The 18953-nt window shown below is 56.3% G+C and carries 14 protein-coding genes and 2 pseudogenes; 15 read left to right on the top strand and 1 reads right to left on the bottom strand.

Annotated features, from left to right (window positions below):
* The first annotated feature begins 453 nt into the window (after positions 1–453).
* From DYI95_RS03425 to DYI95_RS03490, 15 genes and pseudogenes are all read left to right on the top strand, one after another.
* Positions 454–1743, top strand: a complete 1290-nt coding sequence (locus DYI95_RS03425) for a sugar transferase (protein ID WP_158556054.1) — start codon at positions 454–456, stop codon at positions 1741–1743.
* Positions 1744–1910: 167 nt separating this feature from the next.
* Positions 1911–2990 (top strand): polysialyltransferase family glycosyltransferase, encoded by a 1080-nt coding sequence (locus tag DYI95_RS13205; RefSeq protein ID WP_371731887.1) that lies wholly within the window; start codon positions 1911–1913, stop codon positions 2988–2990.
* Between the two features lie 33 nt (positions 2991–3023).
* A complete protein-coding gene (locus tag DYI95_RS13210) occupies positions 3024–3695 on the top strand; it encodes an acetyltransferase (RefSeq protein ID WP_116900806.1) in 672 nt (223 codons plus the stop codon).
* The gene (locus DYI95_RS03435; protein ID WP_116900876.1) at positions 3695–4810 is read left to right on the top strand and encodes a DegT/DnrJ/EryC1/StrS aminotransferase family protein; all 1116 of its coding nucleotides are present in this window, start codon (positions 3695–3697) and stop codon (positions 4808–4810) included. The genes DYI95_RS13210 and DYI95_RS03435 overlap by 1 nt, the downstream gene beginning before the upstream one ends.
* 2 nt (positions 4811–4812) lie before the next feature.
* On the top strand, positions 4813–5544 hold the full coding sequence (locus tag DYI95_RS03440) for a cytidylyltransferase domain-containing protein (RefSeq protein WP_203530695.1): 732 nt from the start codon (positions 4813–4815) through the stop codon (positions 5542–5544).
* Between the two features lie 11 nt (positions 5545–5555).
* Positions 5556–6632, top strand: coding sequence for an N-acetylneuraminate synthase family protein (locus DYI95_RS03445; RefSeq protein ID WP_116900805.1), 1077 nt, complete (start codon positions 5556–5558; stop codon positions 6630–6632).
* A gap of 11 nt (positions 6633–6643) precedes the next feature.
* A complete protein-coding gene (gene neuC / locus DYI95_RS03450) occupies positions 6644–7777 on the top strand; it encodes a UDP-N-acetylglucosamine 2-epimerase (RefSeq protein ID WP_256366268.1) in 1134 nt (377 codons plus the stop codon).
* Between the two features lie 66 nt (positions 7778–7843).
* Positions 7844–8884 carry an SDR family NAD(P)-dependent oxidoreductase gene (locus DYI95_RS03455; RefSeq protein ID WP_116900803.1) on the top strand — a complete coding sequence of 347 codons (1041 nt, stop codon included), beginning with the start codon at positions 7844–7846 and terminating at the stop codon, positions 8882–8884.
* A gap of 797 nt (positions 8885–9681) precedes the next feature.
* Positions 9682–10599: a glycosyltransferase family 2 protein gene (locus DYI95_RS03460; protein WP_116900802.1), complete on the top strand. Its 918-nt coding sequence runs from the start codon at positions 9682–9684 to the stop codon at positions 10597–10599.
* A 2-nt stretch (positions 10600–10601) separates the two neighbouring features.
* Entirely contained in the window at positions 10602–11849 is a 1248-nt protein-coding gene (locus DYI95_RS03465) for an O-antigen ligase family protein (protein WP_371731898.1), read from the top strand.
* 83 nt (positions 11850–11932) lie between these two features.
* Positions 11933–12922, top strand: coding sequence for a glycosyltransferase family 2 protein (locus DYI95_RS03470; RefSeq protein ID WP_243149925.1), 990 nt, complete (start codon positions 11933–11935; stop codon positions 12920–12922).
* A gap of 150 nt (positions 12923–13072) precedes the next feature.
* Positions 13073–13360, top strand: a pseudogene (locus tag DYI95_RS13215) (Wzz/FepE/Etk N-terminal domain-containing protein); the annotation flags it as partial.
* 187 nt (positions 13361–13547) lie between these two features.
* Positions 13548–14741, top strand: a pseudogene (locus tag DYI95_RS03480) (IS3 family transposase).
* Between the two features lie 402 nt (positions 14742–15143).
* Entirely contained in the window at positions 15144–15836 is a 693-nt protein-coding gene (locus tag DYI95_RS03485; protein WP_256366269.1) for a CpsD/CapB family tyrosine-protein kinase, read from the top strand.
* Between the two features lie 524 nt (positions 15837–16360).
* Complete coding sequence (locus tag DYI95_RS03490) at positions 16361–18067, top strand: CocE/NonD family hydrolase (RefSeq protein ID WP_116900797.1); 1707 nt, start codon at positions 16361–16363, stop codon at positions 18065–18067.
* 8 nt (positions 18068–18075) lie between these two features.
* On the opposite strand, the gene DYI95_RS03495 is transcribed toward DYI95_RS03490, so the two are convergent.
* Complete coding sequence (locus DYI95_RS03495; protein WP_158556052.1) at positions 18076–18951, bottom strand: MurR/RpiR family transcriptional regulator; 876 nt, start codon at positions 18949–18951, stop codon at positions 18076–18078.
* Positions 18952–18953 lie beyond the last annotated feature (2 nt).

Consider the following 18953-nt stretch of genomic DNA (forward strand, 5'->3'; position numbering starts at 1 on the left):
CCCCTGGGTGACGTAAGAACTATTCTAGTTGTGTCCGGGGTTTCCCCAGGGGCGGAACCACGCGTTTTGCATAGGCTTACCTCATTGAGCCGTCGCGATTCGCATACGCTGATTTGCTTGTATCATCAGGACCGCTTATGGAACGCACTTTCGTAAGATCTCTGGGACCCCAAGTAGCCCGTTGCCCTTCATACCATTTGGGGATAAGTTGGGGGAGAGCGTATCATGCGTATCACCGGGGAGGACGGGGAACGGCCAAACACAATCGGAGCGATGGGATTACTTAATCGGCCCCACTCGCCCGTCCAGGGTTCGGTTGTACCAGAACTCGGGGCTTTTACTCGCAACGAGCCCGTCACATGGAGTCGGGTCTTCGGCCAGCGGTCGCGCCGGGTGCTCCTCCTTGCGGTTGACCTACTTGTTACTGTAGCGGCGCAGTTGGGGGGTCACTTGTTGGCCGGCGACGAGGAGGGGCTGCAAGCCCTTCTGGACCGCGGGCCGCTCTCATCCGACGGTTTCGCCGCGGCCATTGCTGCAGTCTCTACAATTGTTCTCCTCGCCCTCTATAGGGGTTACCGCGACCTGCACCGTCCCTTTATGGAACTGGTTCGCGATATTGTTACGGCGGCCCTGTGGTCGGTCCTTCTCACCATGGCTGCCCTCTATCTATATATTCCTTCTCGTGGGGTATCCAGAGCGGCGGCGGTAATCGCGGGTGTTCTCGGCGCCGTCTTGTTGTGTCTCTGGCGCATTCCATTCGCCCGCAGTGCCAGACAAGCATTCTACCAGCACCAGGTTGCCCTCGTTTCGTCCGACCCGAAGGGGTGGCGTGCCCGGCTAACGGGATACATCTCGATTCGGCATGCGCTAACGCCAGGTGTCTTCCTAGAGGCACCACCGGCGACGGACCGGGTTATTCTGGCCCCCGATGTCCCGATCGAGTACCGGGAACGCATTGTAGCCTGGGCTTTGCGGAATCAGGTGGACTTGTTTGTTGTACCGAATACCTACGAGATCTTGCTTGCGTCCGGGCGCTTGACCCAGGTGAGGGACATACCGCTAATGACCGTCTATCGGTTGGCGTTACCCATTGAACTCCGGGCCGTGAAGCGGGCGCTGGACCTGGCTGGTGCGCTATTGCTCGCACTTATGTTCTTTCCGGTCCTCCTGATCGTCCCGCTCCTGATCTGGTTGGAGGATCGGGGGCCGGTGTTCTACCGCCAGCGTCGCGTAGGCCGAGACGGCAGGATCTTTGAACTAATTAAGTTTCGGACTATGGTGCCGGACGCAGAAAAATATACGGGCCCCGTGTGGGCCAGTGTCAACGATCCACGAGTGACACGAATCGGAAAGTGGTTGCGGGCGACTCGTCTTGACGAACTCCCCCAGCTGTTCAATGTCTTACGGGGCGACATGAGTCTGGTCGGGCCGCGTCCAGAACGGCCCGAGATGGTCACAGAGTTTGCAGCGCGCAATCCGTTGTTTCGGGCTCGTGAAGCGTTGAAACCCGGAATTACTGGGTTAGCGCAGGTGTTCGGACCATATGATCTTGATCCAGACTCTAAACTGACATATGACTTATTGTACATTGCCCGTTGGGGAATTATGTTGGATCTAATGGTTCTCCTCTGGACGATTCCTGTAATGCTTTTTCCGCAGGCCCTAGGCCGGTCTCTCGGGCGTACGGCTGCATACTTTGCTAAACGCTGGGGCGTTCACCCCAAGTACAATTTGGACCGGTGACCGTTCCTAGTTATGGGGTTTCGGACGGTAGCATGAAGATCAATTCCCTAGGTTGTTGCTCCATGGTGCTATGGACTGGCCGTTCTAGTGGGCAGTAGTATAGACGCTACCCTACAAATCACATAAACATGATAGACAGCAAAAAGAGGGCTTGAGGCGAGGGAGAAATGGTCGGTAATAAAGTGCATAACGTGTTTCTATCGATGACCCCATACCATCTTCTTCTGTCCTATGGCATAGCAATGACTGAGTGCAGGCGCTCCCGCAACTGGCTTATCGTGGTTGCTGATTTCTCGAATGTGGATGCGTACTTAAAGATCATGCAGCGCTCAGACTACAGAGCTTTCGAACGAGTAATGATCTATAATGGGATGTTTGGTATAGAGAGTAAGTATGCTCGCCGTTTGCGTGTGTTGCGCAACGTGCGATCAATAAGGGAGCTTGTACGTTCTGTGCAAATAGAGCGTGTGTTCATCGCCAATGACATAAGGCCGGAAGGACAGGCCTTGATTCACTTCGCAAAAACGGCTTGGGGCGCCAATTGTGTGTACATAGAAGACGGTGCCGCAGTATATTCGTCCCTTGTGCTCCCTGCTCGCAGTAAGATTGTGTCCTGGCTAGCGTCATTGTTTTGTCGCGCATGGTGGGAAGATGTACGTGTACACGGTACATCACGGGCAATCGATGAGGTGCGAGCCATATACCCTCATGCTTTGCGACCAGAGTTGCATCGCGTCCCTGTAAAGAAGATCGACAGTTCGCTAATATCAAGGATTAACATTGATCGGTGCGAGGTTAATGCGTCTTTACTGAGGGATGGTAAGGCGATTGAAGTTGACAATATTGATGCTATTATGTTGCTTCCTCATTCTCAAACCGTTGCGAAAGGGCGCTGGTTGGTAGAAGCTGTGTCTAACGTTCTCCTTTGGGCGCAGCGAGAGCGCTTGGTGCTAGGGGTGAAATATCATCCTCGGGAACCACACCAATACTTGAATTCCCTCTTGGAAAACTTGAACGACCGCGTCGTGGTGATTTCGCAAGAGCTACCTATTGAGTGGGTTTATGCCTTGCGACCAAAAAGACTGAGGTACGTGTTCGGCGATTGGTCGACCGGTCTGTTGACGGCTCGGTGGTTATTGCCTAATGTTGCTGTGTTTCGAACTGATACGTGGGTTTATGAAGACGAAGGTTTGCTCCGAACATTTGAGGGGTTAGGTATAAGGCCGTTTAGTTCATTGCTTAGATGATGGAGTTGTGTTGGTTTCAGTGCCCCTAGCGTTATGGAGGAAAAGGGACAGAAGATCGTAGCCGTGTCGACACGCTGGAGGGATAGAAGTGTGGATGAAGTGATAGTTATTGGGGGCGGTGGTCATGCCAAGGTTGTTGTCGCTACACTGTTTGAGGCTGGTTATAGGGTCTGCTGTATTTACGACGATGCGCGCGAAAGATGGGGCAGAAGCATAATGGGTGTACCAGTGGTTGGTGCAATAGATGAAATTAGTGGATATAGACGTGCTGTTATAGCTATCGGCGATAATGTTGGGAGGCGGTCCATTGCCGAGCGATTGGACTTAGATTGGTTAACGGTGGTGCATCCACGGGCCTATGTTGATTCAAGCGTATCGCTCGGGTGTGGAACAGTAGTGTTAGCGGGTGCAGTGGTTCAGCCCGACGTACGTGTGGGCTCGCACGTCATTGTCAACACGGGCGCAACTGTTGACCATGACTCCGAGGTTGGTGATTATGTCCACATTGGTCCCGGAGCGCATTTGGCTGGTTCCGTGTTTGTTGGATCGGGTACACTGATCGGAGTCGGCAGTGCTGTTTTGCCAGGCATTCGCGTAGGTGCGTGGGCAATCGTGGGCGCGGGAAGTGTGGTCACTAGGGACATACCTGACGGGCAGGTTGCATTCGGTGTGCCGGCTAAGCCTCGAAGGAGCGTGTGCGGTTGATGAAAGTAGTTTCGATGTCCGCTCCCGAGATTGACGAGCAAGATATTGCCGCGGTTGTTGAAGTTCTTAGGTCAGGTAGGCTTGCACTGGGGCCAGCGGCAGAAGCGTTCGAAAGTGAAATTGCTGAATACGTCGGTGTTCGGCATGCGATTGCCGTTAGTTCTGGAACGGCGGCGCTTCACCTTGTCGCGAGAGCGTTAGGTATAGGCCCGGGTGACGAGGTGATTGTCCCCTCTTTCACCTTTGCAGCTAGCGTTAATGCAATTTTATACGTTGGCGCGAAGCCGGTATTTGCTGATATCGAAGAGGATACTTACAACCTTGACCCGCAAGACGTCAAGAGAAGGATCACTTCGCGAACACGAGCCATCTTGGCTGTAGATGTATTTGGTCATCCAGTTGAGTGGGACGAAATATTAACCCTTGCGGATCGTTATGGCTTACTTGTAATTGACGACGCCTGCGAAGCTCTTGGTGCGGAGTATCGTGGACGAAAGGTGGGGCAGTTTGGTAGTGCTGCTACTTTCGCGTTCTATCCGAATAAGCAGATTACTACCGGTGAGGGCGGTATGATTGTCACGAACGACGATAGGATTGCTCGCGTGTGTCGTAGTTTGAGGAATCAAGGCAGGTCGGAAGACGGCTCTTGGTTGTTTCATCGGCACCTGGGATATAATTACAGGATGGACGAGATGTCGGCTGCGCTCGGAAGATCACAGTTACGTAGAATCGAGTCATTCCTAGAAAAGAGGCAGCGTGTAGCGGACTTATATACTGAGCGTATTGTCCGACTACCGTTTGTTCGGCCTCCGGTAATACGTTCGCATGTTCGTATGAGTTGGTTTGTATATGTCATCACATTGACCGCTGATATTGATCGGAACAAGCTCATGAAATGTATGGCTGCGCAAGGCGTACAGACACGCGGGTACTTTGAGCCCATCCATAAGCAACCCTATATTCGTGAATTAGGCATTGATGGCGGTGATCTCCCGGTAACGGAGTCGGTTGCGCAACGAACTATTGCGCTTCCATTCCATAACAACATGAGTGCGGAGGACGTTGAATACGTCGTTGAGGCGTTAACCACAGCTGTAGAGGCAGTGGTGGGCTAAACATGGCTAACAAGGAAAGGGCAATGGAGGTACTTGCCGTAATTCCTGCGCGAGGCGGCTCGAAGGGGTTGCCGCGCAAGAACTTGCGGGAGCTGCTGGGGAAACCGTTACTTGGGTATAGCATTGAGGCGGCTCTGGAAAGTAGGACAATCACTCGGACGGTCGTGTCTACAGATTCAGAGGAGATAGCCGCTCTGGCGCAACAGCTGGGTGCGGAAGTCCCGTTTCTTCGTCCGGAACGGTTGGCGGCTGATGAAACACCGATGATCGACGTCATTAGTCACGCACTGGAGGTATTGTATCCGGGGTTTCGCAACGGCCCGCGGGTGCCTGACTGGGTTATAGTGCTGCAGCCCACATCGCCCCTTCGTAGCCATAAGCATATCGACGCTGCGTTTAGTCAGCTTTTTGAGATGGATGGCGATAGCCTTGCGAGTGTCTGTGCCGCCAAAGAGTCTCCATTCTGGATGTTTAGGGTGGACACGTCAGGCTTCTTGCGCCCAATTTTGAGTAGGCAAGTGTTTCGACGACAAGACTTACCCCCGGTGTTTCGGTTAAACGGTGCGATTTATATCACCCAGCCTACCCTCGTGGCACAGCGCCGGCTGTTGGGGCAACGTATCGTACCCTTTTTCATGGCTTGGGAAGAATCCGTTGATATCGATAATGAGGAAGACCTGCGATTGGCCGAGTATATGTTGAAGATAAAGATGAAGAGCAATAGGTGCGATTAGGGAGGTCAAACATGCAGTTAGCGGTTCGGATTGGTGATAGGGTAGTGGGTGAGGAGGAAAGGGTTTATGTGATCGCTGAAATAGGGGTCAATCATAATGGAAGGGAAGAGTTGGCAAAAGAGTTGATTGATGCTGCAGTGAATGCCGGTGCAGACGCTGTGAAGTTTCAAACGTTTGATCCGGATACGTTGGTTGTCGAGAACGCTCGAGCGCCTAGTTACCAAAGGAATCGTACCGGTCGAACATCGCAACGCGATGTCATTAGGGGGCTTTCTTTGGGGCGAGATGCATTCGAGCGACTTGCGGCATATGCGCGCGCGAAGGGCGTTGATTTTCTTTCGACTCCATTCGATATAGAAAGTATAGGGTTTTTGGTCAAAATCGGCGTGCCAGCGATCAAAATTTCGTCAGGTGACTTAACCTTTCGCCCATTGGTTGAGGCTGCCGCTCGGACTGGATTACCGGTGATATTATCCACAGGCATGGCTACACTTGGCGAGATTGAAGCGGCACTCGATGGATTGAGCACGTGCGACGTTATACTTCTTCATTGCGTGAGTAGTTATCCGGCACCTGTGCAAGACGCTAACTTGAGGGCGATAGAAACGCTAAGACGGGCGTTCGGGCGTGTGGTTGGGTATTCGGATCATACTACTTCCGTGGCGGTCCCTGCTATGGCTGTTATGGCGGGCGCCGCTGTAATTGAGAAGCACTTAACGCTCGATCGGTCTTTGGTGGGGCCGGATCATGCCGCCTCTCTTGAGCCTGACGAATTTGCTGCCATGGTGCGCTACATTCGTGAAGCTGAGGTGGCTAGGGGAACGGGTTACAAAACGATTGCTCCGAGCGAGAAGGAACTTCGGTTGTTGGGCCGTAGGGGGGCAGTGGCGGCTCGCGATTTGTCGGCTGGGTCTGTGCTTGGTGCAACGGACATAAGCTTCAAGCGTCCGGCCAGGGGAATAAGTCCCATGGAAGCCGAGAGATTTCTTGTCGGAAGGCGGCTTGTCCACGACTTACGTAAAGATGATCCGATTACCCTCGATGATGTTGCACCAAATGTAGAGCCAGACAGGGGGCATGCTTGGTAGTGCCGAGGGCGGTGTACGTATCAGGTACGCGCGCAGATTATGGGTTGATGCGGACTACTCTTCGTGCGCTGGCCGCACAGCCGGGCTGGCAGGTATCCGTGGTTGCAGTTGGCATGCATTTGTCGCCCTATCACGGGAAGACAGTCGATCTAATCCGGTCTGATGGTTTTGATGTTGTTGCGGCCATTCCCACACTTGTAGAGAGTGATTCTGGATTTGCTTATGCGGCCTCAGTCGGTCTTACAACCATAGCGATTGGACGGGAGTTGGAGCGGCTGCAGCCAGATCTAGTCATCTTGCTGGGTGACCGAGGAGAGATGCTGGCAGCTGCGCTGGCTGCGTCTGCACAGAATATGGTTATTGCTCACGTGAATGGTGGCGACCGCACACATTCCATCGACGAGCCGATCAGGCACGCTATTACACAGTTTGCGCATTTACATTTCGTGGCTACGGAAGAGGCAGCTGCTGTCGTGCGTCGGCTAGGGGCACCTGGGCAGTACATATTTGTAGTAGGAGCTCCTGGCGTTGACGAGGCGCAAGAAGTAGCCGGGAGTGTGAGTAAGGATGCTGCCAGGCGGATGTTGGAGTTGAAGTCGGAGTCTATAGTGGCGGTTGTCGCGTATCATCCGACGACCACGGAGACGAATGTAGGGACGGCGCATTTACGAGATATTCTCGTTACCTTACGTGACCTAGGTGCCTACACGATTACGCTGTTGCCAAACGCGGATCCTGGGTATAGCTGTCTTCGACAAACCGTCGAGCAGTATGCTTGGCCGGGGATGAAAATTGTTAGCCATATTGAACGGTCTCGGTTTTTACTCCTAATGCGAGCGGCTGACGTTATGGTTGGTAATACAAGTGCCGGGATTATTGAAGCGCCAACACTCGGACTTCCATTTGTCCACGTGGGGAGCCGGCAGCTTGGCCGGATTCGAGGTGCTAATGTCATTGATGTCCCGAATGTAAACCGGGAGAACTTGAGGCAAGCCATTATCCATGCCGTATCTTCCCAGTTTAGAAAGGTGGTCGAGAGGAGTCGCAACCCCTACGGTGATGGGCAGACAGGTATTCGGATTGCCCGCATTTTGGCGGGATTAGAGTTATGTGATATTCCTCGGCAAAGGCAGTTTGAGTGGTAGCCTAGTAAAGATCGGAAATAGCCTTTGGAGGCCTTGGTGAACCGACGTTGGGGGGAGAACGGATCCTTGCTTAAGGGAAAACGTGTATTGGTGACTGGTGGTACGGGTTCAATAGGGCGTGAAATTGTGAGGCAGCTACTGAACGTTGGCGCCGCCGTTGTCCGAATTTTAAGCAGGGATGACTCTAAGCAGGCCATCATGGCACAAACGGTTAATGGCGAAAATGTCCGTTACTTATTGGGAGACGTACGTGATATACGGCGACTAAGGAGAGCCATGGAAGGAATTGATGTCGTCTTCCATTGCGCAGCACTGAAGCATGTGCCGGCGTGCGAATTTAATCCGTTCGAGGCGGTTGCAACCAATATACAGGGAACTCAAAATGTGATCGATGTGGCCTTAGAAGTCGAGGCGGAAAAGGTGATTTTGGTTAGTACCGATAAAGCCGTGAATCCCAGTAACGTAATGGGTGCAACGAAGTTATTAGCCGAGCGCTTGATGATAGCGGCGAATAACTATCGGGGAGAGCGGAAGACAAGGTTTTCGTGTGTGCGATTCGGCAATGTGTTGGGTTCGCGAGGTTCTGTTGTTCACATCGTAGTTTCCCAGATAGCACGGGGTGGCCCCGTTACTGTCACCGACCCACACATGACACGATATGTCATGGCAGTCGAAGATGCTGTGCAGCTTGTGTTTGCAGCGACCGCGATGATGAGAGGGGGTGAGATTTTCGTCTTGAAGATGCCGCGCGTGAGGGTGATGGATTTGGTCGAAGTAATAATCGAGGAGTTCGCCCCGAAATTCGGTTACCAACCCAAGGAGATACAGATTGAGATCATCGGTAGACGTCCTGGCGAAAAGCGGGATGAGGAGCTCGTCACCGAAGATGAAAGGAAGCGGCTTGTGGAGGTTGGTAGTTTCTTTGTGATTCCTCCGGAAGTAGAGGAACTAGATAGTGAGCGCGCGATGGTTGACAACCGTGAGAATGGTAGGCCGGAGGTGCTTAAACATGGGGAGTTGTTACCCAAGGAAGCCGTACGTAAATTGGTGCGGCGAGCTGGCCTGAGAAGCGGCGAGACGGGAATTATCCCTGGGCTAATAGTGTAAATTGTTGGCCATTGTTGAACTAGTTGGGGCGGGCTGCGCTGTCTTGTGGCGAAGAAGTGTGGTTGGCCTGGGAGTGCAGTCGCAGGCGCAGGCGGCGTTGTGCTTCTTCTAGAGCTGATAGATGGGCTCTTGCGAGGACCATATTGTACACTCCCGGCTTTTGACTTCCACAGGGCGAGAGCTGTCGTTGATATTACGAGGTGGGAGATAGAGCGTACCAGTCATGCAAGGCATCTACGATCCGAGGCTTGGGGTTGATGCTGGGTGTGCCCTGGGGGTGTGGAGGTGGCGTGTGCGCCCTGAGGTACCGAACTCCACCCCGTGACCAGCCCGCGGATCTGAGTGTGAGCCCTTTCAGCCAGGCGATGCGGTAGGGCGGTAAGGGACATTGATAGCATGTTCGGTAAAAGGTCCTATGCTTTGGAATGGTTGATTCGGCGCTTTGTCGAGTGTGTTTCGTTTGAAATCTAGGCCGTATCTGACTGGCAGCCGCAAAGCATGCGGATGAATGGGCGCATCATTAATAGGACCTGTTGCTTAGAGTGCGGTGTAAGGGCGTCCGACGCAACTGGGGAGGCACAGGAGCGTAATGGACGGGTGAGGAACCGTACTGTAAGTCTCATGCGACTGTAAACATCTATTTCAAAGGGGCTCTTGTACATGACGAGGTATCCATGAGGTAGGACAATGAGAGTCAGCGACTGATGAGCAGCGACCTAGCTTGAATCATTCCTACTCAGTGTGCGCGTCGTGCTATTACTTCCTACCAACAGTAGGGACGGAGTGGATATGATGCAATGAAAGTGTCTGTGCTCATAGGATCACGGAACCGCCCGCATGTTTTGCGCCGTTGTCTTGACAGCATAATGAGGCAGACATACGATGACATGGAAGTCATTGTCCTTGATGATGCATCTGACGATATACATGCCTACAGTGCCGTGGTTCGGGCATATTCCGGAGTCCGATTGATTCGGTCCGAGTTCCCTTGTGGCGTGGCGAAGGGGCGCAATAGGCTGGTTGCGAAAGCCTTGGGAGACGTTCTTTGCTTCATCGATGATGATGCGTATTTTGAGACGAGCACTGCCATTTCGTGGCTTGTTGACGTCTTTGCCAGGGATACACGCGTAGGCATCGTTGCATGCAAGATAGTTGATCATCAGGGCGGCGTCACAGATGCGCTAGTACCTATTCCGCGCTTCGCACGGTGGAAGAATCCACGGTTGATCGAAGAACCTCGTTACGTTGCCTACTACCTAGGAGGATGTCATGTTATACTTCGCGAGGTTTTTGAGCGCTGCGGTAGGTATTGCGATGCATTGGTATTTGGAGAAGAAGAATTAGACTTGTCGTACCGGGCGATTAGTGTCGGCTATCGCATCTATTATGAGCCGCGAGTCGTGGTGCATCATGAACCAGAACCGTCCGTTCTTGCACCTAATTCTGGGCACCACGGAAGGGACGCGGAGCTGTATTATCATATCCGGAACCGCTTCTATCTTGCTTTTCGATATCTTCCCGTCATCTATATTCCTAGTTACCTATTTCTATGGACCGGTAAATACGCTCTCGACGCAGTGAAACTCGGTCGTGTTGCGCCTGTCGTTAAAGGAATAATGGACGGAATCAAAACATTGAAGGGGTTGAAGCGTGAAGTACTTCCGCCCCACGCAGTGGACTACATGCGAAGGAACTTCGGGAGGTTATGGTATTGACTGTGCAAGTCGATAGGGTTTCGCCGCGACGTCAGATCGGGAATCGGATGGTGGTACTTGCCGCAGCGCTTGTCTTTGCTGCCCTTCACGTATATGGTGTCGGGGTGTTGCGCTTATATGGATTCAATATCGCTCCATGGGATCTTTCGTTCTTCGTTATATTGCTTTTATGGTTATTTTGTCTAGCTCGTGTCCGATATGTACGGTTAAATGCGCATGTGCTCGTTGGCCTATTTTTCGCTACTCTCTTTACAATTTGGATTGGCATAGAAGCCTTGCGATCGCCCATGCCGGATCGTGGTTTCACGCTCTTTCTTCAACAGCTTCGCAACGTGGGCATCTTTTTGGTCGTTGCTACGCTAATGTCACACGAGGCACTGCTGCAGCTTAATCGGGTCGTTTTTCGCGTCGGTTTTGTAATAGCGGCGGTTGCCTTGATACTCTTCGGAAACGCCATGGTGCATAGAACCGTCATACTTGCGACACCTAGCCTGTGGCGCCCAGAGCCGCAGATAGGTTATCTCGTTGATCAGGGGGGCGTAATTCGCCTCATAGGTCTCGCGCGGGATCCGAATTTCTATTCCCTGTGGATGGCCCCCTTACTCTTGGCGGGCTTGACGTTGAGACAGTCCCCGGAAAAGTGGGTTGGAAGTCTTTTTATGGGGCTTTCCATTGTCTTTGCTATGTCGAGAACGTTTATATTGGTATTTGTTATCAGTACCATATTTCTGTTTTTCTGCACCTGGAAGGTATCGGGTCGAGGGGGGCTCAGGCCTTATTTTTCCGCGATTCTTTCAAGTCTGATTGTGATTTGCATTAGCGGCAGCCTGTTGGCTCGGTTTGCGGACATCTCTGTTTGGGATGTGATAAGAAGACGATATCAACTAATCTTTGAGGCACCACGGTGGATCGTTTGGGAGAGGCTCCTAGCGTATTTGCCTGATAACGTGCTGTTTGGCATTGGTAGCCGGGGGGTTCAGGTGGCCCTCGGTGGGATGTACAGCCACAACTCGTATCTGGACCTTATAATTGAAACGGGTGTGGTGGGTTTTGCGATTTGGGCAGCGCTCACATTGGTGGTGACGGTTGATGCGATTCGAGTGGCATCGTATGCATTAGCTATTCCGTGGGTTCATGCTTGGTTTATTATGCTGGGAATGTTCTTTGCCTTTTCTCTTGTGTACAATCCATTCTATTGGATCATCGCCGGTATAATTCTTTCGCTCGCAACGAATTGCGACAGGGAATGATGATGTGTAATGGAACTTCTTGCTGTCACAGTAGCGGGGGAAGTTGTATGCCTGGAAACGGGCTACCATTTGTGTCTGTCATTATGCCAGTGTTTAATGAGGAGCGGTATATTTCGCGGTGTTTGGACTCAGTCCTGGCGAATGATTACCCAAAGGATAGAATGGAGATCTTGGTCATTGATGGCAACAGTAGTGATCGCTCTCGTGAGATTGTGCAGGAGTATGCAATGCGATATTCTTTCATTCGGATATTGGACAACCCAAAGCGGTTCGTTGCATCGGCGTTAAATATTGGGCTGATGTACGCGCGCGGTGATATTATCATTCGTATGGATGCCCATTCGACATACGACCGCCGCTATATTAGTCAATGCGTGAGGTTGCTCCAGCATAGTGAGGCCTCCAATGTCGGTGGTGTCATGCGTGCCGTTGGTGAAGGCTATTGGGGTGAGACAATTGCGATTGCGGTTACGACTCCGTTTGGTGTTGGAAATGCCTATTACCGGTTTTCACAGTGCGAACGTTGGGTGGATACAGTGTTTCCTGGTGCCTGGAAAAAGAGTACACTTGAACAGTTGGGTGGATTTAAGGAGGACTGGATGGTTAACGAGGACTACGAACTGAATTACCGACTGCGAAAGGCCGGTGGAAAGATCTTACTATCGCCGAATATTCGCTGCTGGTATTGGGTTCGCCCGACAATTAAGGCCGTAGCTCAACAGTACTTTCGTTACGGATTTTGGAGGGCGAAGACATTAGTGGCTCATCCTGGCTCGTTGCGTTGGCGTCAAGTTGCACCACCAGCACTCGTAGCGATGTTAATCATTTCTGGCTTCGTGGCGCCGGTTATACCTCTAATGTCTATTCTATTTCCCGCTGCGTACCTTGCGACTTCTGTAATCGCGTCTGTTGCGGCTGCGTACAAGCGGGGTTGGCGTTACTTGCCTGGGTTACCGTTAGTGTATGTCACACTACATGTGAGTTGGGGTCTAGGTTTCTATGCGGGGCTTTGTAAGTGGGGTGGAGCAGAACTTTTGGGTTCAAGTCGATATTGGTGGAGATTCCAACGATAAAATGATTAGACCATATATCTGGGATGTGGAAGGATGAGTCAGTGTGGCGCGTGATGTAAACCTGGAACGGGAGCCAAGGTGCGGCTGCGCACCTTGGTAAAAACGGGGGTAAAATGTTACTGGTGGGCGTTTCGGTTGTGGAAAGAGGTGATGTCGTTGTCTTTGGCTCGTTCGACTCCTAACGACGAAATCTCGCTGTGGGAGCTAACCGAGCCGGTCGTTCGTCGCTGGCGAACCGTAGCCCTCATGATCATTGTGGCCATTGGTCTGGCTGCCGTTCATGTAGTAACGGTGACACCTGAATACGAGGCCCGTGCTCGATTGATAGTCTTGGCTCCAAACAGGGCTGTAACAGATTTACAGACCTTGCAATTGTATCGCAACCTGGTTCCTGCATACCAGCAAATTCTGTCTAGTCGCAGGGTCATGGACGCCGTGTTATCAGAGTTGAATTTGGATTGGTCTCCGGAGGAATATGGACGACGAGTTCGTATTGCATCGGACGACGAATCGCAAACCTTGGACGTTTTCGTGCGGGCAAGCTCGCCAAGCGAGGCAGTGGACTTGCCCCGGTTTAGTGGACACCCCGATACTTGGGGCGTAAGCCCCGGAAAGGGTGATCCCCATGCCGGCTACCAAGCCGCCGTATCCTCCCGAGTTCCGGGCCGAAGCCGTCCGCCTCGTCCGGGAGAGTGGGAAGAAGCTCCAGCAGATTGCCGCCGACCTCGGCGTCTCGGAGGCCAGCCTGCGGAAGTGGGTTCGGCAAGCCGGGATCGACGCGGGGCAGCGCCCCGGGTTGACGACCGCCGAACGGGAGGAACTCAACCGGCTGCGGCGGGAGAACCGGATCCTGCGGGAGGAGCGTGAAATCCTAAAAAAGCCGCAGCCTTTTTTGCCCAGGAGAGCCGACGGAACCGGTGACCGTGTTTCGGTTCATCGAGCAGGAGAAGGCCCACCATCCGGTGGCCACGCTGTGCCGTGTCCTGGGCGTCTCGACGAGTGGCTATTACGCATGGCGGCAACGGGGTGCCTCCAGACGGTCCCAGGAGGACGCGGATTTGAGCCAGCGGATCCGGCTCATCCATGCTGGCAGCCGGGGCACGTATGGCGCGCCCCGCATCCATGCAGAGCTGCGGTTGACGCATGGGGTCCGCTGTGGTCGGAAGCGGGTCGCCCGGCTGATGCGGGCTATGGGGCTGGCCGGCGTGCACCGGCGCCGGACCCGGGGGATCACACTCCGGGATCCCCGCCGCCCCGTCTACCCTGATCGGCTGGGTCGGCAGTTTGTGCCCGATGCCCCCAACCGGGTGTGGGTGGCGGACCTCACGCAGCATCGCACGGAGGAAGGCTGGCTGTACCTGGCCACGGTGGTGGATGCCTTCTCCCGCGCCGTGGTGGGCTGGGCCATGGGGACCGGCCCGTGGCGGAGTTGGTGGTCGACGCCGTCACCATGGCGGTACGGCGTCGCCGGCCGGGGCCCGGTCTGATCCACCACTCGGACCATGGCGTGCAATACACCTCGCTGGCATTCACCCGCCGCTTGGAGGTCCTGGGCATCGCCGGATCAATGGGTTCCGTGGGCGATGCGCTGGACAACGCGATGGCGGAGAGTTTCTACGCGACCCTGCAACGGGAGCTCCTCGACCGCCAAGCCTGGGCCACACGGGATCAACTGCGCATGGCGATCTTCGAGTACGTCGAAGGGTTCTACAACCGGCGGCGGCGTCACTCGGCACTTGGTTACCTCTCGCCCTACGAGTACGAGGAGCGTTGGATCCAGGAGCGAAAGGCTCAGCCACAGGAAGGGGTTGTCGCGTAAGCCTCAACCTGTCCACGAAACCGGGTCAACTTCACAGCCCGAATTGCTACCGATGCGGCAAAAGTGATGACGCATGTGGCTGCTGAAGTTATGCAGGAGGACCGGCTGGTGCTACTTGATCCGGCAGTCCCTCCGTCTGGACCCGTGAGTCCACGGGTGGGAATGGAGTTGATTCTCGCTACACTTCTCGGATTGATGGTGGGCACGGGGGTCGCCTTTGCCTTGGAGGCGTTTGATCGCCGTGTCCGCGATGAGCGCACTGTGGAGCGGCGGCTACAGTTGCCGGTCCTGGGCGTCATCCCCCATATTGAGGATTAGAAAGGAGGCGCCACCTTGTCTCAGACGCGGGAAGCGGGACCCAGGATCGATGGGGGCCGTTGCCAGGGCAGGCGCTCCCGAGAGTTGCGTCCACCCCAGAGAGGGACCGACTCAGGCGTCCTCGCAGGGCTTCAGGGGTATTCTCCGTCAGTCGAGGCCTACCGCCTCGTGCGGACCAATCTGCAGTTCCTAGCGGTGGACAACCCCCTGCGTAGCATCATGATCACCAGTGGTCTTCCTGGGGAGGGCAAGTCCCTGACAGCTGCGAATTTGGCCGTAAGTTTCGCCAGCGCAGGGAAGACTACTGTCCTGGTCGATGCCGACCTACGGCGCCCTGTGCAGTCGTCGTTGTTCGGGCTTCCGAATGTGTATGGTCTCTCTGCGGTCCTCGCTGGCTCCTGTACCCTGAACGAGGCGCTCCAGTCCGTACCGCGTGCCAAGAACCTATGGGTTCTGCCGGCTGGCCCAACGCCGCCCAATCCGGCGGAGTTGCTCGGGTCGCGCCGCGCCCAGGAGCTCTTTACGGGGCTCACCAATGACTATGACGTGGTGATTTACGATACTCCGCCGCCGGTAATGGTCGCAGACCCTCTGGTGCTCGCACCGCAGGTGGACGGCGTGATTCTGGTGGTCAGCGCCCAGAACTCGGATTATGTGCAGTCTCAGAAGGCCAAGGAGGCCCTGGAGAAGGTCGGTGCCCGGATTCTGGGGGCCGTCCTGAACGACGTGCCGCTCAAACAGATGGGTTATTATGCCCGGTACTACCGGCGGCGTTAGCCGGGGGAGCGGAATAAGCAGCGGCTAGTGTGGAGCGAGGGCTTTGGGAGGCGTTACTTTTGGTGGCGGTGCGTCACACCGAGTTAGCATGTTTCGCAGCGGTGCGTTGATCAAAGGGACCCAACGGGGCCCCTATACGAATTGGATGTTTATGGGCGTGTGCTTCCCTCAAGTAGCCACCACACGCTAAGCATGAGACCCACCAGCATGACCCCCGCCGCCACCAGCAGCGTTTCCCGCAGCAGGGCTTTCTCCGAATTTGAGAGAACGTCTTCCGGCGTGGGCCGGTCGACGCGGCGCTGGCGAAGGGCCTTCATAAGGACACGCCAGAACCTGGTCAATCCGGTTTCCTCCTGCTGGTTGTCGAATGCGTGTCGAAACCCGTCATTTCGGGGTCACGTCCTGGTTTCCTGCAGACGGGGCGGCTTTCGTGCATAAATTGCGACGCAAGTCCCACCGGTCTTGGGGCCCCGGTCCCGTAGTGCTCGGGACCTGCGGGGCCGCCCCGGAAAGGAGGGTCTTTCTTGGCCTGGCTCGGCGACACCCCTGCCCCTGTTGATCGGGGTTCGGCGGCGGGGGTTTATAACGTCCGCCACCAGTTCAACGTCCGCGTCCCCATGCGGGACGGGATTACCCTTTCTGCGGACATCTACCGGCCCGACGCCCCGGGCCGCTTCCCCGTGGTGCTGGCCCGGACGCCCTACAACAAGAATTCGCAGCGGGCCTGGCAATATGGGAATTTCTTCGCGAAGCACGGCTACGTCTTCGTCTGGATGGACGTGCGGGGGCGGGGGGACTCGGAGGGGGAGTTCGTCCCCTACCGCAACGACGCCCGGGACGGCTACGACGCCATCGAGTGGCTGGCCCGGCAGCCCTGGTCGACCGGGGACGTGGCCACCTGGGGCGGCTCCTATCTCGGGCGCATCCAGTGGCTGACCGCCCTGGAGAAGCCGCCCCACCTCAAGGCCATGATCGTCCACGTGACGCCGTCGGACCCCTATGTGGAGTGGCCCACGGGCACACCGGGGCCCATGCACGTCTGCTGGAACCGGATGACCGACGGGCGGGTCCTTCAGTACGTGAAGGACGTCGACTGGATGAAGGTCTACGAGCACCTGCCGCTGCTGACCATGGACGAGGCGGCGGGGTTCGTGAGCCGGCACTGGCGGGAGGACTGCGCCCACCCCACCCTGGACGACTGGTGGGAGCCCCTGCGCTACCAGCACCGGTTCCACGAGATCGACCTGCCGGTGCTGCACGTCTCGGGTTGGTACGACGACGAGCAGATCGGCACGCCCCTGAACTTCGCCGGCATGGTGCGGCACGCCCCCAGCGAGCGGGCCCGGCGGGGCCAGAAGCTGATCATGGGGCCCTGGGGGCACCGGGTGAACGAGAGCCGCAAGCTGGGCGAGGTGGACTTCGGCCCCGAGGCCGTCATCGACCTGGACGGGTACGAGGTCCGCTGGCTGGACTACTGGCTCAAGGGCATCGACAACGGCATCGGCGACGAGCCGCCGGTGCGCCTGTTCATCATGGGGGCGAACCGCTGGCGGGACGAGCACGAGTGGCCCCTGGCCCGGACGCGGTGGACGAAGTTCTACCTGCACAGCGGCGGGCGGGCCTACAGCCGCTTCGGCGACGGGGTGCTCTCCACCGAGCCGCCGGCCACCGACGAGCCGCCGGACGTCTACCTCTATGACCCGGCCCGGCCGGTGCCCTTCATCACCGATCCCCTGTCCAGCCAGATCGGCGGCCCCGACGACTACGCCGCCATTGAGACCCGGGGCGACGTGCTGGTCTACTCGACACCGCCCCTGGAGCGGGACGTGGAGGTCACGGGGCCGGTGAAGCTGGTGCTGTACGCCTCGTCGTCGGCGGTGGACACCGACTTCATGGCCAAGCTGGTGGACGTGCACCCCAACGGCTTCTGCCAGCGGCTCTGCGACGGCATGGTACGGGCCCGGTTCCGGGAGGGAATGCACAAGGAGGTCCTGATGGAGCCGGGCCAGGTGTACCGCTTCGAGATCGACCTCTGGAACACCGCCCAGGTGTTCAAGGCGGGGCACCGGATTCGCCTCGAGATCGCCTCCAGCGCCTTCCCCAAGTACGACCGCAACCTGAACACCGGCGAGCCCCTGGCCACCTCCACGCGCATGGTGGTGGCGGAGAACCGGGTCTGGCACACGCCGGCGTGGCCGTCGCATTTGATCCTGCCGGTGATCCCGGAGTAGGGGGCCGGTTACGGCTTCTTCTCCATGACCGCCTCGCTGGTCCGCTGCAAGGCCTGGTGGGCGGCATCGCCCATTTCCTCCACCGTGGTGGCCACCAGCACCTCAACAGCGTAAAGCTGGGCGGCCAACACCGGGAGGGCACCGCTTTGGAGAGGATTCTCCCGCACGGCGATGGGGATCAAGATGTCTGATACCCTGCGGATGGGGGAGCGCGGGTAGTTGGTGATGCTGATGGTCGTGGCACCCGACCGCTTCGCCAGTTCCAGGGAGTGAAGGGTGTCCTGGGTGCTGCCCGAGAAGGAGATGGCCAGGGCCACGTCCGTTGGGCCCAGAACGGCGGCGGAGATGGCCTGCATGTGGGGGTCGCCATGGGCAAAGGCCGGCTTTCCGTGGCGTATCAGCTTATAGGCGGCGATGCGGGCCACCATTCCCGACGTGCCGACCCCGTACACGTCGATCCGGCGGGCCCGGGCCAGTGCCTGGGCCGCCTTCCTTAGGACGGCTGGCGGCAGCACGCCACGGGTATCGGCCAGCGCTTGAACGGTCTGGTCGTGCAGCACAGAAACAGCGGCCAGCTCCCCCAGCCCTGCGGCAGAACCCTCGCCCGCACCGGCGGCCGGCGGCACCAGGCTCCACGCCAGGGCGATCTTCAGGTGCTGAAAGCCCTGGAAGCCCGCCTTGCGGCAGAAGCGCACCACGCTGGCCTCGCTGGTCCCGCAGCGGTCGGCCAGTTCCGTCACGGAAAGGTACACCGCCTCGCCCGGGTTGCTAAGGATGAAGTCAGCGACCTTCCGCTCGCTGGCGGTGAGCTTGTCACGCGCGGTCGTGATGGCTCCGAGAACCGACGCGCCTTGGGGCGTTCCGGGCATGGCGTCCTGGGACAAGG

This window comes from Thermaerobacter sp. PB12/4term (genome assembly GCF_003403315.2).
Taxonomy (GTDB): domain Bacteria; phylum Bacillota; class Sulfobacillia; order Thermaerobacterales; family Thermaerobacteraceae; genus Thermaerobacter.